The 15,299-nt window shown below is 57.8% G+C and carries 14 protein-coding genes; 4 read left to right on the forward strand and 10 right to left on the reverse strand.

All coding sequences use genetic code 11. From position 1 onward, the window contains the following. Positions 1-2: 2 nt before the first annotated feature. From JZY08_RS18205 to JZY08_RS18225, 5 genes are all read right to left on the reverse strand, one after another. The gene (locus JZY08_RS18205) at positions 3-836 is read right to left on the reverse strand and encodes an ABC transporter permease (protein ID WP_216333446.1); all 834 of its coding nucleotides are present in this window, start codon (positions 834-836) and stop codon (positions 3-5) included. A gap of 46 nt (positions 837-882) precedes the next feature. Next, positions 883-1,818 (reverse strand): ABC transporter permease, encoded by a 936-nt coding sequence (locus JZY08_RS18210; protein WP_216333004.1) that lies wholly within the window; start codon positions 1,816-1,818, stop codon positions 883-885. Next, positions 1,818-2,810, reverse strand: coding sequence for an ABC transporter ATP-binding protein (locus JZY08_RS18215; protein ID WP_216333006.1), 993 nt, complete (start codon positions 2,808-2,810; stop codon positions 1,818-1,820). The genes JZY08_RS18210 and JZY08_RS18215 overlap by 1 nt, the downstream gene beginning before the upstream one ends. Further along, positions 2,807-3,814 (reverse strand): ABC transporter ATP-binding protein, encoded by a 1,008-nt coding sequence (locus JZY08_RS18220; protein ID WP_216333447.1) that lies wholly within the window; start codon positions 3,812-3,814, stop codon positions 2,807-2,809. The genes JZY08_RS18215 and JZY08_RS18220 overlap by 4 nt, the downstream gene beginning before the upstream one ends. A 75-nt stretch (positions 3,815-3,889) precedes the next feature. Then, positions 3,890-5,302: an ABC transporter substrate-binding protein gene (locus tag JZY08_RS18225; RefSeq protein ID WP_253204137.1), complete on the reverse strand. Its 1,413-nt coding sequence runs from the start codon at positions 5,300-5,302 to the stop codon at positions 3,890-3,892. A 970-nt stretch (positions 5,303-6,272) separates the two neighbouring features. Between JZY08_RS18225 and JZY08_RS18230 the strand changes: the two genes are divergently transcribed. Further along, positions 6,273-6,788 (forward strand): disulfide bond formation protein B, encoded by a 516-nt coding sequence (locus JZY08_RS18230; RefSeq protein WP_003497317.1) that lies wholly within the window; start codon positions 6,273-6,275, stop codon positions 6,786-6,788. A gap of 30 nt (positions 6,789-6,818) precedes the next feature. On the opposite strand, the gene JZY08_RS18235 is transcribed toward JZY08_RS18230, so the two are convergent. Further along, positions 6,819-7,376, reverse strand: coding sequence for an HNH endonuclease (locus JZY08_RS18235; protein ID WP_035242856.1), 558 nt, complete (start codon positions 7,374-7,376; stop codon positions 6,819-6,821). A 315-nt stretch (positions 7,377-7,691) separates the two neighbouring features. On the opposite strand from JZY08_RS18235, the gene JZY08_RS18240 reads away from it, so the two are divergent. The 3 genes from JZY08_RS18240 (at position 7,692) to JZY08_RS18250 (ending at position 9,768) form a co-directional block, all read left to right on the forward strand. Continuing rightward, the gene (locus tag JZY08_RS18240; protein WP_253204139.1) at positions 7,692-7,967 is read left to right on the forward strand and encodes a hypothetical protein; all 276 of its coding nucleotides are present in this window, start codon (positions 7,692-7,694) and stop codon (positions 7,965-7,967) included. Between the two features lie 145 nt (positions 7,968-8,112). Beyond that, the gene (locus JZY08_RS18245; RefSeq protein WP_035242857.1) at positions 8,113-8,718 is read left to right on the forward strand and encodes a transglutaminase-like cysteine peptidase; all 606 of its coding nucleotides are present in this window, start codon (positions 8,113-8,115) and stop codon (positions 8,716-8,718) included. A gap of 261 nt (positions 8,719-8,979) precedes the next feature. Continuing rightward, entirely contained in the window at positions 8,980-9,768 is a 789-nt protein-coding gene (locus tag JZY08_RS18250; protein ID WP_003497324.1) for a metallophosphoesterase family protein, read from the forward strand. A gap of 50 nt (positions 9,769-9,818) precedes the next feature. Here the strand turns inward: JZY08_RS18250 and JZY08_RS18255 are convergent, their stop codons facing one another. The 4 genes from JZY08_RS18255 to JZY08_RS18270 all read right to left on the reverse strand — a co-directional run bounded on the left by JZY08_RS18255 (position 9,819) and on the right by JZY08_RS18270 (position 15,239). Further along, positions 9,819-11,036: a glycosyltransferase family 4 protein gene (locus JZY08_RS18255; protein WP_216333011.1), complete on the reverse strand. Its 1,218-nt coding sequence runs from the start codon at positions 11,034-11,036 to the stop codon at positions 9,819-9,821. An 8-nt stretch (positions 11,037-11,044) separates the two neighbouring features. Continuing rightward, entirely contained in the window at positions 11,045-12,370 is a 1,326-nt protein-coding gene (locus JZY08_RS18260) for a polysaccharide pyruvyl transferase family protein (protein WP_216333012.1), read from the reverse strand. Next, positions 12,363-13,841: a lipopolysaccharide biosynthesis protein gene (locus JZY08_RS18265; protein WP_216333013.1), complete on the reverse strand. Its 1,479-nt coding sequence runs from the start codon at positions 13,839-13,841 to the stop codon at positions 12,363-12,365. The genes JZY08_RS18260 and JZY08_RS18265 overlap by 8 nt, the downstream gene beginning before the upstream one ends. A 162-nt stretch (positions 13,842-14,003) precedes the next feature. Further along, a complete protein-coding gene (locus tag JZY08_RS18270; protein ID WP_216333014.1) occupies positions 14,004-15,239 on the reverse strand; it encodes a glycosyltransferase family 4 protein in 1,236 nt (411 codons plus the stop codon). Between the last annotated feature and the right edge of the window lie 60 nt (positions 15,240-15,299).

Below are 15,299 nucleotides of genomic sequence, written 5' to 3' on the forward strand. Positions count from 1 at the left end.
AATCATTTCAGGTCGGCATCCAGCCGGTCACGAAGCCAGTCGCCGACAAGGCTTACCGACAGCGTCGTCACCACGATGAGCATTGCCGGTGAGAGCATGATCCACGGCGCGCGCGTCATATATTCCCGACCGTAACCGACCATATTGCCGAGACTCGTCATCGGCGGCTGAACGCCAAGACCGAGAAAGGAAAGGCTGCTTTCCATGAGGATGACTTCCGGAAAGGTCAGCGTCATGGAGACGATGAGGGTGGACGAGATGTTCGGCAGGATGTGGCGGAGATAGACCCGCAGCGGTCCGGCACCCGTCTGGCGCACGGCGCTGGCATAGCCTTGTACGCTTGCGGATATGGCAAGACTCCGGGAGATGCGCGCATAGCGCTCCCAACCATAAAGCCCCATCAAGCCGATGAACAGCGGCAGCGAATTGCCAAGGAAGGCCAGCACCGAGAGCGACAGGATGAGGAAAGGAATGGCGGCCTGGAAATCCGCCAGCATCAGGATCGCATGTTCTACGCCGCCGCGAAAATAGGCTGCGACAAAGCCCATCACCGTACCGAAACAGGCCGAAATCAGAGTCGCTCCGAAGGCGACCAGCAGCGAGATGCGCACGGAGAAGATCAGGCGTGACAGGATATCGCGGCCAAGCTCGTCCGTTCCGAGCCAATGTTGCGGATGGAGTGGCGGGGCAAGCCGGTTGGCCAGATCGAGTGCGGTATAGGAGTAAGGCGCGATCAAACTCGCAGCGATTGCCACGATCAGCACCAGACCGAGCCACAGCATCGCCACGAATACCGCGGGCGGCACTGTGCGAAGCTTCGCTTTCCTTTCGGTCATGACGGTTCGGGCGGCGCTGTCCTGGCCTTCCTTCGAGGCGCTCATATCAGTGTCCCCCACTTTGGCCGGTGTTTCGCAGGCGCGGGTCGAGAACGCCGTAAAGGAAATCCACGGTCAGGTTAGAAAAGACCATGGTAACCGTCACGAACAGCAAAATGCACTGCACGACGGACAGGTCACGCGCCGTCACGGAAACCACCAGCAGGTTGCCTATGCCGGGCCAGGAAAACACGCTTTCCACCACCACCGCGCCAGCGATCAGATTGCCGACGAGGAAGCCGATGATGGTGACGGTTGGAATGGCGGCATTTGGCAAAGCGTGCCCGCGCACGACTGCCGCCCAGGGGATGCCCTTGGCACTGGCAGTACGAATATAGGGTTGACCCAGCACCTCCAGCATTGCGCTGCGCACGAAGCGCGCCAGAACCGCCCCGCCGCCAATGCCGAGCGTGAGGACCGGCAGGAGAAGGTGCGGCCAACCGCCGCCACCGCCGGTCGGCAGCCAGCCCAGCCAGATAGAGAACCATTGCACCAATAGAAGGCCGAGCACGAAGCTTGGGACCGTATATCCCGTAACCGCGGCGACCATCACCGCACGGTCGATGCGTGTGTTCCGGTGCAGTGCCGCATAGATACCCGCTGGAATGCCGATCGAAAGCTTGAGAACCAGTGCCGGCAAAGTGAGGGCCAGCGTGGCGGGAATACGCGACATCACGAGATCGAGGGCCCGCCCGCCGCCACGCATCGAAATCCCGAACTCCCCTCGGAAAATAGCACGGAAATAGGTCAGATATTGCAGCCATAGCGGATCGTCGAGACCCCATTCGCGACGAAAGGCGGCCAGCGCTTCCGGCGGAGCCTCATTACCCATAATGGCAAGAGCCGGATCACCGGAAAGCCTGAGAACAATGAAGGCAAAGGTGACGACCAGCACGATGGTCAGAAGGGCGCGAAGCAGGCGAACGGCAACGAAACGCACCATCAATTTCCCACCTCCCCGGCAAGGAAACCGTCCACGGCCGCGTGGCAGGCGACCATTCGCCCGAGTGCCGTGGCCGACAAAGACGGAGAGACGCTTCGGCACAGGGTGGCTGCTATTGAACAGCGAGGATGGAAAGCACAACCTGATGGCCGCGATGCAGGGCTGGGTGGCTCGCCCTTGAGGATGATCTGCTGGCGTGTGCGCCGTCCCGCCACGGGAACCGCCGAAACGAGCGCCTGCGTATAGGGATGTGCCGGCTGCGACAATACGCTTAGCGTCTCGCCATATTCCACAATACGGCCGAGATACATGACCGCGATGCGATGGCTGATGTGGCGTACCACCTTCAGATCGTGACTGATGAACAACATGCTGAGGCCGAGATCGCGCTGCAGATCCATCAAAAGGTTAACGATCTGTGCCTGGATTGATACGTCCAGTGCCGAGACCGGCTCGTCGCAAACCAAAAGGGCCGGTTTCATTACAAGAGCCCGGGCGATGACCGCACGCTGGCGCTGCCCACCCGAAAGCTCCTCAGGACGCCGCTGCGCCAAATCGGCATTGATGCCAACCGTATCAAGCGTCGCCAGCGCCTTTTGCCGCCGCCCCGCCGCGGGTCCTATCCTGTGAATGTCCAGCGGCTCACGCACCTGTTCAACGATGGGAAGCCGCCGGTCCATTGCCGCCAGGGGATCCTGATAGACCATCTGCATCGCGGCCCGCATATGCCGCCAGGCCGGCGTGTCTGCGGCCGGCAGCTCTTCGCCGCGAAACGTGACAAGACCTCCGTCCGGCCTTTCGAGGCCGAGGGCAATCCGCCCGGTGGTGGATTTGCCCGAACCGGATTCACCGACCAGCGCCAATGTCCGCCCAGCCTCAACCGCAAGCGTGACATTATCGACCGCGTGTACCACCATCTTGCGGCCCAAAAAACCTCGGCGCATTGCATAGCGTCTAGAAATGCCGCGCAATTCCAGGATGTTCATCGTCATGCCGGCATGCTTTCCTGTCGCTGCGGTGCGGATTTCAGTGCTTTGACGGGCGCAACGCAGGCGCAGAACTGCCCATCGCCGATTCCAGCGAGGTTCGGAGCCACGGTTTCGCAGATTCGCTGGCGTTGCGGACAGCGCGGCGCGAAGGCGCAGCCGGGCGGCATCCGCGCCGGTTCCGGCACATGTCCCTCGATCGGTATCAGCCGATGCAATTCGCCTTCGAAGGAAGGAATTGCTGCCAGCAGCCCTTGCGTATAGGGATGCGCGGGACTTTCGAAAATCGCTTCGGCGGACGCCACTTCGGCAATCTTCCCTCCATACATCACCGCGATACGGTCACATGTTTCGGAAACAACACCGAGATCGTGGCTGATGAGAACCAGCGCCATGCCGGTTTCCCGCCGGATCGTCGTCAGAAGGTCCAGTATCTGAGCCTGTATCGTCGCATCGAGGGCCGTCGTCGGCTCGTCTGCGATAAGCAGATCCGGCTTGCCAGCCAGAGCCATGGCGATCATGACCCGCTGGTTCTGGCCGCCCGACAATTCGTGGGGATAGGCGTCCAGCCTGCGAGTGGCATCGGGCATGCCAACCAGTTCGAACAGCCGCCTCGCCTCGGCGGCTATGGCACGCCCGGAAAACCCGCAATGGCGGGAAAGCACCTCTCCAATCTGGCGTCCGACGCGGATGACCGGATTGAGAGAACTCGACGGGTCCTGAAAGATCATAGCGATCCGCCGGCCCCTGATCCGATCGAGTTCAGCACTTCCGGCCGACAGCAGCTCTTTACCTTCAAGCCGCACATTTCCCGATATAACAGCGGTTTTCGGCAGCAGCCCGAGCGCGGCAAGCCATGTCACAGACTTACCGCTGCCCGACTCTCCGACGATACCGATCGCTTCGCCTTGCCCCACAGCAAAGTCGATGCCACGCAGGACCGGAATACCGTCAAAGGCGACATTCAGGGCCTCGATTTCAAGAAAAGGCCGCACCTGGGAACCCGCCATCAGGGCGGGTCCCGGCGCGGAATCGGCCACAGGTTGCATCGGGGCGATTCCTTGCCTGTTTTCTGGCGTCACAGGCTACGTCTTCGCATAGGCGAGGTTGAGAGGGCCGAAGTCCAGATCGAGGCTCGGTTCCGGCGTCCAGCCAAAATCCTTGCGCTTTGCGTAGAACTGGCCCGAGCCGTGCAGGATGATGCAACCGGGGTCGTCATTGGTGGTGATTTCCAGCATTCTGCGGAGAATTGGCCGCCGTGCTGCGGGATCGATGGTCTTCTTCAGTGTCTCGCCGATGCGGAAATATTCTTCATTGCTCCAGATACCCAATTTAGGCATCTCCCCATTGGGTCCGAACAGACGCCACGCATGGGCCAGCGGATCGGGAAAGATCGCTGTGTTGGAGTTGTCATAGATAGCGTGGATCGGTTTTTTCTGTATCTGCGCAAAATTCTCCATCATCTGGATTTCGACATTGATCCCTACCCCGCGCCACATCTCGATCATGATCTGCGCACCGGATACCTGGTTGGGGTAATAGTTGTTGAGCAGCTTGTAGGTAATCTTCTCACCATTATAGCCGGCCTCGCGCAGGAGCTTGCGTGCGAGTTCAGGATCATGGGCCAGCGCCGGGAAGTCTTCGATATAGGCTTCGCCGAAAGTCGCGAGCTGGTATCCGTTTGGAACCGGAAGCCGGCCCTGCCAAAGCGCCTGCACCAGAGCCTTGCGATCGAGGGCCAGGCTGAGCGCGCGCCGAACCCCGACTTTGCCCAAGACCGGGTCCGTCGTGTCGATCGTCAGGGAACGGATATTCTGCACAGGGCCGCCGGCAATCTCGAGCTCGCCGTGCCGTTCGATTTCAGGGAACATGTCCGGCGAGATGTCGGTGATGAAGTCGACTTCCTTTGCGACCAGCGCGTTCATTCGCGACGCCAGTTCACGAATAATGCGGAAATGGACGCCGGAAAACGGCGGCAACCCACCCCAATAAGCGTCGTGCGAGGCGAGCACGATATCGACGTCGAGGGTCTTGCTGACGATTTTGTAGGGTCCGGTGCCCACCGGCGCCGCCAGCCAGGCATCCCAGTTACCCGCAGCCAGGAAAGCGCGCTTGCTGACGATTTCCGAATGCCAGGATGCCAGCCGCTTCTCGATCAACCCGTCGTCCCCTTTGGTGTGGACGATCACAGTATGGCTGTCGATAATTTCCACCTGGTCGATTGTATCGAGAGTTTGCATGGCCGTGGTTTTCCCGGCCTTGTCCGGACCAAGCAGATGATCCGGGCTGAGGCTAAAGGCAACGTCTTCGGCCGTGAACGGACTGCCGTCGTGAAACATCACACCTTTTCGCAGGAAAAGACGCAATGCGCTGCCGCTCACGCGCTCCCAGCGCTCAGCCAGCGCCGGACGCAGCGCCATGTTGGCGCTTTGATCAAAAGCGACCAGCTTGTCGAACATATTGGTTACGACGCGCCGTACCGCCGTGGCATTGGCCATTGCCGGATCGAGAGTGGCCGGAAAACCACTCATGCCGACACGCAGGGTCCGGCGGGCAGCATTCTGCGCCATTGCGAAGGGCGCACCGCTTGCGGCCAGAAAGCCGCTTGCCGCCCCAGCCGCTATAAGGTTGCGACGCGTCATCGAGAAATCAGGCATTGTCGGCTCCTGCACAGGTTCGCGCGGCACCGCTGCCGCCGCTAGGTTGAGGTCTCACTGTTCCTGCTGTGATAGGTTTGGGCGTTCACCCGGGATGCGATGGATTCCTTGCACTGCAGTGCAACAGAAGCGTGACTATCCATCGAATTATTAGATCGATGCTACAATATACTTCGATGAATAATCGGAAACAAATAAGATCCATTCTAAACAAAATAAAACATGTCACCCCATCACCGGCGCTGCTTATTTTTTTACGATGCTGACTTTAGCAAGGCTTAAAATATGTGAGCTCATCGCGACGAACGGCGTTTTTACTACGATAAACAGCCTGAAGCTGCGTAACGTGTATTGTCTTTAACGATGCGATATTGCGGCCGTTCCAAACCCCGCCCGCGTCTTATCCGCCGATTTTCAGAATGTTTTCGTGATTTTGCCCACCTTCAGACAAGTCCGCGTCCTTGATGCTTGCGAGCGGTAGAACAAGCACGGTTGGCGTACATGTCGCCAACATGACTCGAAGATCACAAAATTAGCCTCGCGAGCCGCGACGCCCGTCAGAACCCTAAGCAGGTTGTTCGCTATCTGACAGTCGCAAGCTACAGCTGGCACTGGCCGCCGGCATCCTCACGAAACTTTGCTCACGTACCTGGTTTATTACCGGGCTTTCATTTGCCAGACGCAACGGACTGGATTAGACGCATCCTGTGACAAACCGTTGAGACCTGGCGACTTAATTTCGCCATCACGCCCGCCTTTTTGAAAGCCCGTTCGGGATATCTGCTTCTTCGCGAAGTTTGGGGAAAACATCATGGCCACTGCAACGACCGCCGACAACAGCCGCACGCTCGCCGCTCTTGGCGTAACGGCGGGAATGATCTTCACCGTGGGCTCCGCCCTCGGCTTCCAGCATATTGGCGGTTACACGCCCTGCGCCTTGTGCCTGTTGCAGCGCGACCCCTACTACTACGCCATTCCGCTGGGCATATTGGCCATTGCCACCAGCGTCTTCAAGCTGCCGGTTCAGATCACCCGCCTGCTGCTTGCCCTCATCGGTGTGGCGATGCTGATCGGCGCCGGGCTTGGCGTCTATCACGCCGGTGTGGAATGGGGTTTCTGGGAAGGCCCGATCACCTGCGCCACCGGCGCACCGTCCATCACCACCAATGCCGGTGATCTGCTGGGCAATCTCAATGCCATCAAGGCACCTTCCTGCAACGACGCCGCTCTTCGGGTGCTCGGCCTTTCCTTCGCCGGCTGGAACGTCATTGCAAGCATCGCACTGGCGGCCATCGCCTTCTTTGGCGCAAGCCGTAAAAGCCGATAATCGGAAAGCCGCGTTGCAGTCCTCAAAAAATCAGGGCTGCAGCTCGGTATCCCAGTAGAGATAGTCCATCCAGCTTTCGTGCAGATAGTTGGGCGGGAAAAGACGCCCATTATTGTGCAGATCCTGAACCGTCGGCTGGAAGGGCTTCTGCGCCGGGAACATGCCCGCCTGCTTGGGAAGCTTGCTGCCTTTTCTAAGGTTGCAGGGTGAGCACGCCGCCACGACATTGTGCCAAGTGGTTTCGCCGCCATGTGCGCGGGGAACCACGTGGTCGAAGGTCAGTTCGTCCCGCGTGCCGCAATACTGGCATTCGAACTTGTCCCGAAGGAAAACGTTGAAGCGTGTGAAGGCGGGGTTGCGGGTGGGCTGCACATAGGTCTTGAGGCTGACGACACTCGGCAGCCGCATGGAAAAGCTGGGGGACGACACCGCGTGATCATATTCTGCAATGATGTTCACACGGTCTAGAAAGACAGCCTTGATCGCGTCCTGCCAGGACCATAACGACAAGGGATAATAACTCAGTGGCCTGTAGTCTGCGTTCAGAACGAGCGCCGGCAGGGCCTGTGGTGAAACTGCAATCGTCAAGGGCTTCTCCTGAGCGATTCGGCATCTGCACTTGTATATTAGGTCCGTTGTTACAGGATTGTGAAGCCTATAAATGCAGCGGAGAAGAGCTTAATTTTTCGGCTTAAAAAACGTCTTTTTTACGTTCTGACGACCGGGCGGCGGGTCGGCCTCCTCCCCGGCCATTTGCTGATGCGCAACGGTGGCGCGGCGGCGATTCGGGCTAGTGGACGCGAAATCATTCTCACGCACGACGGGGCATCGGTGATACAATCAACCATCGTTCCGTGAACGGAAGAAATGGCCATGGTCTCGCACAGGCATCAAGCAGAAAGATTGCGGAAAGGTCCGGCGGTAGGTGCTTTTGCCGTGCTGATGGCTCTCACCACCTTCGCCCAGGCACAGCAATATCAGAATTTCGAAGTCACGCCGGATGGACGCGGCGGTGCGCAGGGCACGATTGGCGGGCGCAATTTCGAAGTCTATCGCAATCATGACCGGCCACCGGCGGGCAACCGCGTCTCGCCGGAGGCCCGGCGCGACCAGCGCAATGCCGCCCCGCAGCAGACCTGCATTATCGACAACACCCAGGGCCGAACCCGCTGCAACTGAGATCTTAACACCGATTTCACCGTCTTTTATCAACGGAGGATAAAATTCAATTTCCTTAAAAAGCAATCTATCGACTTAAACGGCCTGCAAGAAAGGGCCGCTATCTTCCCTGGTACAAGAGAAAACAACTGTGCAGGGGCAAGACATGGCGAATAAAGCATTCCGTCTGGCAAAGACTTTGGCAGTCGCCACGGGTATATCCGTAAGTATCGCAACAACGGTATCTGCCGTCCCGCTTGGTGGCCTGGCAAAGAACCCCGCCGCATCGCGGCCCGGCCAGTTCATGACCACAAGCCGTCCAACCATCGCGCCCATCGCCTTTGCGAAATTCTGCGACAATGCCGCCGACCAATGTGTGCGGATTGGCGATCGCGACACGGTTGAGCTGACGAAACAGAAGCGCACAGAACTGCAGCGCATCAACTCGGAGATCAATACGTCGATAGCCTATGTCGGCGAACTGGACGGACAGGATGAATGGAAGCTCAACCCGGCAAGCGGCGACTGCGATGATTACGCAGTGACCAAGCGGCAACGCCTTTTGCGCGCCGGCTGGCCCTCGGGCGCCCTGCGCATCGCCACCGCCCGCACCACCGATGGCGTCGGCCACGCCGTTCTGGTGGTCAGCACAAGTCAGGGCGATCTGGTGCTGGACAACCGCACCAATGTCGTCAAGCCGTGGAAATCGGTGGATCTGAAATGGATCAAGATCCAGTCGCATGAAAACCCGCGTGTCTGGCTGAAACTCTAGGCCAGGGCCTTTCGGGATATTCTCGTTCGAACAAGAAAGGGGGCCATGCCCCCTCAGTTGCCCCCGCTGAACCTTCCGAAAAACCGGCGCCTGCTTTGCTGTCGATGCCGCCAGCATCAGCCCATGCAGGCCTCTGGACATGTCCCTCAGAAGGGTTTTGACGGAAGCCAGCAAGCCCTCTAACCAACCCTCTATTGGCGGGCAGCAGGCATCCGCCTTCAACGCTATTGACCTGGTGCCGGAGAGACAGTATCGCCAGCTATGCCCAAGGTGTTCAACTGGATTCGCGGTCGTAAGCAGCCAGCCCCCCGCGACGACCGGAGGCGGCGCAGACTGGACCTTGGCGACAGGCCGGTCTCCTTTCCGATCTACGCCATCGGCGATGTGCATGGCAGCCTTGATCTGCTGCTGCAGGCGGAACGGAAAATCCTCGCGGACCTGGCAGGCAGTTCATCCCCCGCTCTGGTCATTCTCCTTGGCGACTATGTCGATCGCGGACGCGATTCCTGCGGTGTTCTCCAGCATCTGCTGCAACCGCCGCCGGCGCCGCTGCGTCGCATTGCTCTGTGCGGCAATCACGAGCAGCTATTCAGCGATTTTCTTGAAAATCCGCAAGACAACATGCACTGGCTGGATTTCGGGGGCCGCCAGACGCTTCTGTCCTACGGCGTCGATATAGACTATTTCCTGCACAAGGGTCGCCTGCGGCTTCAGCCGTTCAAGGACGCACTGATCGGCGCAGTCCCACAGACCCACCGCCAGCTTTTGTCCAGCCTGCCAATCTACGCCCGCATCGGGCCTTACATTTTCGTGCATGCCGGCTTGAGGCCCGGGATACCGCTCGAGATGCAGACGGATGAGGATATGCTGTGGATCAGGGAACCCTTCCTTTCGGAAGGTGCGGGCCTCGACCTTCTCGTCATCCACGGCCACACGCCGGTCGCGGAACCGGAAAGCGGCCCGCAACGCATCGGCATCGACACCGGCGCTTTTACGACCGGCAGGCTTACTGTGCTGAAATTATCGGATGCGGGATTGTACCTGATTTGATCATGGCGGTGGGTCGCGTCACGACGATCGCGATTTGCCTGAAATCAAGGTTACCTGCCACTGAGAATGTTGCCGAGCGCCGTCATTTGCTGGCGGTTCCATTCCACAGCGTCCTCAAACGCCTTGTTTCCCAGCGCCTCACGCTGATCCCGGCTGGCGGAGAGCTGCAGGATAGCCTCGGCAAAAGCCTGATGATCATTGTCTTCCACGACGACCACACCGCTGCGATAGCGCTCAGGCACCCCCCTTACGCCGGTCCGGCTGCTGATCGTGGGAATACCGGCTGCCAGCGCATCGAGCAGCTTTATGTTGATGCCCGTGCCAAGCGCGATGGGATTGATCGAAAGGGGTGCGCGTGTAAACGCATCCTTCAGGCTGTCCACCCGGCCAAGTTTAACAACCCCTTCCCTGTCTTCGATCTTGCCGCATATGCTACCGGCCACGACCAGACGAACATCCGGACGCGCCGCCCTGATGAGAGGCAGGACGTTATCAAGGAATGCATTCAGGGAAATAATATTGGCATCATTGCCTGAGCCAAGGAACAGGAAGTCACTCGAGGTGAGGTCTTCCACCCTTCCGTCAAGGTCGAGAATATGACTGACAGTTGCGACGGCCGGTGCCTCTTTGCCCAGCCGCTGCCTGAAGGTACGCTCCTCTTCCTCCTGTATGGCGACAACCACATCGGCGCGGCGGAACGCTTTGCATTCCACCTGCGGGGGGACCGAGAACCAATAGCCGTATTTGTTGGCGGTGTTGATGAATGCCTTGTGACGGTCGGCAAAGGAATCATGGGTATCGAGGATGCGACGCACATCGTCAGGCAGGCCCAAAAAAGCCCTCGAATGAAAAGCATATTCCACGATAACGGCGTCAATTCCCAGCCGGCGCTGAATATCGCGGACCTGCCGGCCTATTTCCGGATAATAGAACTCGTCCAGGTAATTGTAGAAACCACGATCGTGACCGAGAAGCCGGTGAACCTTTCGGACGCCGCGAAACGCTGTGAACCCAAGCTCGAAACCCAGATCCTGGACAAGCCGTGTTTTAACGCCGCCAGGCTGCCGCGAGACAAAATGCAGGTGCCCAGAGCCGAATTCTGCTTCATGAGCCGCAGGATCGAAATCGGCTATTATCGGCGTATCAATATAGACAAAATGCACGTCGTGCCCAAGGCGGCGGACAGCCCGCGTCAACTGGAGTATCCGGCTACGGTTACCCTCATTGGCAGGAACGGCAGAGATAGCTGAGACAAAAGCGACTTTCATGACATCAATCAATTTTGTTTTGGAAAGGTCTCGAATATCTTGAAATTATTTTTTGATAGGGCGAGGACATCGGGCAGTTTCTGTTTGACCTGCTCCTGGAGGGCATCGACATTGTCGACGAACTCCATCAACGCATTTCTGATACCGTCATCCGTATAGAACGCGGAGGGAGACAGCAGATCCGAGGACGACAGTCCAAAATGCTGATAAAGCCCTTCGAACTTTCCCTGATAGGCGATGCATATGACCGGAACGCCTTTGCCAAGTCCTGCTATGGCAAGATGCATTCTCCCACTGACAATTCCATCAAGCCGCCCTGCGATCCCCTTGAGAACAGGTGCCGACCATTGACCGTGCAGATATCGAACCCGATCCGCCAATGATGCGGGCACGAGACCGGCAACCCCCTGAAGGCAGAACTGGTCACCAAAACCTTCCCGGTAATCATGCGGTATAAGCAGCCAGCATACTGGCCGTTCATCAGCCACAAACCGTAACGCTTCGGCCCCGCGCCTGATGATCGTTTCAATCTGGCTCCGATCCGCATTTTTGAACAGCATGGGATGCAGGTTGAAGCCCATCACCCTGTAGCCCTCGGCGCGCTTCCGCGCGATCCAAGCGCTCGTGTCCTCATCAGGCTCTGACGCAACGAGACTGAATGCTGAATCAGCAACCAGCGCCGCCTTTGTTTCAGCAAAGGATTTTAATCGGTCGAGAGAGACTGGGTCGCGAACATTGATCGAGACACCCGGATGAAGCGCGCTATAAAACATGGAAAGAATGGCGTGAGGTGCTTCATTGAAACTGAAACCGAGGATGACATTTTTGATACCCGCAGCTGCGGCCAAATCAGCACTTGCCAGAAGTTTCGCGGTGACCAGCGGATGATAATATCCATCCATGACGTCGGCACCCACTACCACGACAAAATCATACTGCCTGGCCGCGAACTGGTTGCAAAGCGCTCCGATGAAATCAGCTTCGCCGAAGATATTGATGGGATTTAATCCCCTCTGCCGAACCACATCCACAGCACCGTCCCCTTCAACAAGGACATCAATTTCAACATTGGAGTTCCTGGCGTAGGCATGTTGTATCGTCGCGGTGATCATGGCGTCATCACCAATGGAGCCAAAAACGGAAAAAGGATCGCAAGCGACTATCAAAAGCCGGCTTAATTGATCTCCACCGCCAAGCGGCTTTATCTGTTGTTTCTGCTCTTGCAGAGCATCAAAAAAGCGATGAATCGCAATATCTTGATTACGGCGCTCGTTGTATTTCACCCATTCACGATGCAGCGGTGCGGGGAGTATCTTTTTGACAAGTTTACGCATGCGCTTCCTTCCGTGAGAGCACCTTGCTCATGATGAACATCAGCGCCGATCGAGCCTGTGTCCGGGCAACCAACGCCATGAGCAAGAAGTAAGTGACGACGAAGGTGGATCCGAGCAGGATGCCGGATATGAAATCGCCCAGGCCCAGTCCGGCGATTTCAGGTCGCATCCAGTGAACCAGCGCGAAGCACAAACCGCTCGCGGCAAAACTCGGTAGCAGCACAAGAAATATGCGCCGGAGCGGAACATCCAGTTCACGCGAGACAAAAAAGAAGGTGAAGGGTGTGGATGCCAGTTGCCCGAAAACGTAGACGACGACGAGTTCACCGATACTGTCTGTTGGTATCAACAGGATCATGAGGATTGTTGCAACCGACTTGACGGTACCGGCAATCAAGACCTTGTTCGGGTTTCCGCGCGCGGAGAGAAACGGGCCGTTCTGAAACTGCACACATTGCAAGGCGCCGAGAAGAAGCAGGGGCCGCGCGATTTCATCCGCCCCTTGCCACTGCGCCCCGAACAGCACACGACAAATCTCCGGCGCCAAAGCGGCAAAAAGCACGAAGGCCGGCGTCGAGACGATTGCGGATATGGCGATCAACTGCTTGTAGAGTTCCGCCATGCGCTCACGCTCGTGCGATACGCGGGAAAGAACCGTCAGGGACACGTCATAAAGTGCCGACTGAAGCAGTTGCATCATAAGTTGGTAGAGACGACTGCCAACGGTGTAGAGCCCAAAGGCAGCCACGCCATAACGTCCCAGAATGATGAAATCGATCAGGCGCGTTGACGCGAACTCCACAATACGCAAGCCGAGCGCCGACGAACCGAAGCGAAGCAATCCGATAAAACTGTCAGGCCTGAGCGTAAACCCTGGGAGCCAGTAGGGCTTCCGCCACAGCCAAACGAGGTTGACGACGGTCGCGACATAGCCCTGAACGACAAGGCTCCAGACGCCGAGGCCCGTTATGGCGAAAACAATCGCAAAGACACCGCCGATAATATTCGAAATGAACGTTCTGATCGCCAGCGGCTTGAAGGCGAGTGCACGCCGATAGCTCACTTCCTGAAAAAGCGAGGCGGTATTCAGCGGCAGCAATATGCAGATCGCCACAATGATCGGTGCCAGCCCATCCACCTCGAACCAGCTTTCCAGTTCCGGCGAAAACACACAAACGGCGATGGCCAGCAGCGTCGCAACCGCGACCGAGACATAGAATGGCAGATTGACGTCGCTCGGCTCCAGATCGCGTTTCTGCACAATCGCATCCGCGAACCCGAATTCCGACAGCATCTGGATCAGCATCAGAACCAGCCCCGCAGTCGCGACCATGCCGTAATCTGTGGGGTTGAGGAAACGGGCGAGAACGATGAAGAGGACGGATGTAAAAAGCTTCCCGCCCCAGTTCTGGACGATGGACCAGAAAACTCCCCGAACCGCCGCGCTGCCTATCGAATTTGAAGTGGTCATCAATTAGCCGCCTGCAAAGCCAGTCGACACGGAACGACATCCCTGGCAACCAGAAAACGATCCAAGTCCAGCATATAAAAACGGACTCTATCGGTATTACTTTCCGCCATGTGCCATTTCCTTCGAAGAAAACCAGGCTCTCAGGGAGAGCCCTTACCGGTTTTACGATGCGCGCAAGGTCCGGTTTTCGCCCTGCTTTGCCAGCACGTCCTCGTAAAGCTTCACATAATTCTCGCCCACTCGCCGCGAGGTGGACTCCTCGACGATGTTTCCGAAATCCGCCTCGGTCGGCAATTCTTCGCGCGAAAGCGTCAATACGCGACGAATACGCGCGGCAAGATCTGCGGCATTGCCCGGCTCGAACAGCCAGTCGTGGTTGGTCTCGCCAATCAGTTCCGGAATCCCGCCGGATGCGGCACCGATAACGGGCACGCCCATGGCATAGGCCTCGTATATCGTGCGCGGCGAAGGTTCTGCCCAAAAGGATGGGACGATGAGAACATCGATCTCTTCGAAAAATTCCTTGGGCTTTGCCCAGCCGATAAACTCGATCGGCAGGTCACCCGCCTGAGCCTTGAACCGCTCGATGGAATCGTCCATGGCCTGACCGGCAACCAGACAGCGCCAGTTGCCGTGGCCGATTTCCCTGAAGGCATCGACCATGTTGCCGACGCCTTTTTCGGTGTTGATGCGGCCTATATAACCGAAGGTCAGCGGCCGTCCGGCCCGGTCGATCTGCCGGCGTGCGACGGGATCGCCATCCGGAACGGTGCAGGAATAAAAGATGACGCGGCGCAGGCTTTCCGGAATGTGATGGAATAGCCCGTGATTAACATGCGTCTTCAGGATTTCCGTGCCGACGCTTGCAACTGCGCCAATATAACGCTGCGTGAATTTCTTGGTGAAATTCACCACCTGACAGCCGAAATGGATGTGCTCACAGGGCTTGCCGCCCTTGAACATCGCCGCGTTGCCGCACAGGAGATCATATTCGCAGATCGTGTGAACAATCGGAATGCCGCGCTTATGGGCCGCGCGCCACACCAGCGTTGTAACGTCCAGCAGCGAATGGGTGTTGAGAACATCCGGCCTGAAATCGTCAAGAACAGCTTCGAACTGCTTCTCGACGTCGAAATTCCATTGCTGCTTGAGCTTCTGCATGCGCCTTTGCTGCGGCGTATATTGCGGCCAGTCCTCGAGCCAGAAATCGTTGTTGTGGAACATGCGGTAAACGCTGACGCCGTTGCGCACCGTTTTGGGTTCGGCCTGCCGCTCTATGCAGGCGGCGCCGACGTCATGTCCCATGGAGACGAGTTCCTCGGCGAGATGTTCGACCGAGCGTTCGCATCCACCGACAATATGCGGCGGATAAAGGCTGCTGAGATGGAGAATTCGCATGCGGATACGCTCTATTTTCCTTCATCGAAAATTTATGACATCCACTCCGGCCTCGCCCAT

The organism is Rhizobium sp. X9, from assembly GCF_018873185.1.
GTDB classification, from domain to species: Bacteria; Pseudomonadota; Alphaproteobacteria; order Rhizobiales; family Rhizobiaceae; genus Agrobacterium; species Agrobacterium oryzihabitans.

Excerpts from the sequence above, each read along its gene's own strand:
- JZY08_RS18205 (WP_216333446.1), bottom strand. The coding sequence starts at position 836 with ATGACCGAAAGGAAAGCGAAGCTTCGCACAGTGCCGCCCGCGGTATTC.
- JZY08_RS18210 (WP_216333004.1), bottom strand. The coding sequence starts at position 1,818 with ATGGTGCGTTTCGTTGCCGTTCGCCTGCTTCGCGCCCTTCTGACCATC.
- JZY08_RS18215 (WP_216333006.1), bottom strand. The coding sequence starts at position 2,810 with ATGACGATGAACATCCTGGAATTGCGCGGCATTTCTAGACGCTATGCA.
- JZY08_RS18220 (WP_216333447.1), bottom strand. The coding sequence starts at position 3,814 with ATGGCGGGTTCCCAGGTGCGGCCTTTTCTTGAAATCGAGGCCCTGAAT.
- JZY08_RS18225 (WP_253204137.1), bottom strand. The coding sequence starts at position 5,302 with ATGGCCAATGCCACGGCGGTACGGCGCGTCGTAACCAATATGTTCGAC.
- JZY08_RS18230 (WP_003497317.1), top strand. The coding sequence starts at position 6,273 with ATGGCCACTGCAACGACCGCCGACAACAGCCGCACGCTCGCCGCTCTT.
- JZY08_RS18245 (WP_035242857.1), top strand. The coding sequence starts at position 8,113 with ATGGCGAATAAAGCATTCCGTCTGGCAAAGACTTTGGCAGTCGCCACG.
- JZY08_RS18250 (WP_003497324.1), top strand. The coding sequence starts at position 8,980 with ATGCCCAAGGTGTTCAACTGGATTCGCGGTCGTAAGCAGCCAGCCCCC.
- JZY08_RS18255 (WP_216333011.1), bottom strand. The coding sequence starts at position 11,036 with ATGAAAGTCGCTTTTGTCTCAGCTATCTCTGCCGTTCCTGCCAATGAG.
- JZY08_RS18260 (WP_216333012.1), bottom strand. The coding sequence starts at position 12,370 with ATGCGTAAACTTGTCAAAAAGATACTCCCCGCACCGCTGCATCGTGAA.
- JZY08_RS18265 (WP_216333013.1), bottom strand. The coding sequence starts at position 13,841 with ATGACCACTTCAAATTCGATAGGCAGCGCGGCGGTTCGGGGAGTTTTC.
- JZY08_RS18270 (WP_216333014.1), bottom strand. The coding sequence starts at position 15,239 with ATGCGAATTCTCCATCTCAGCAGCCTTTATCCGCCGCATATTGTCGGT.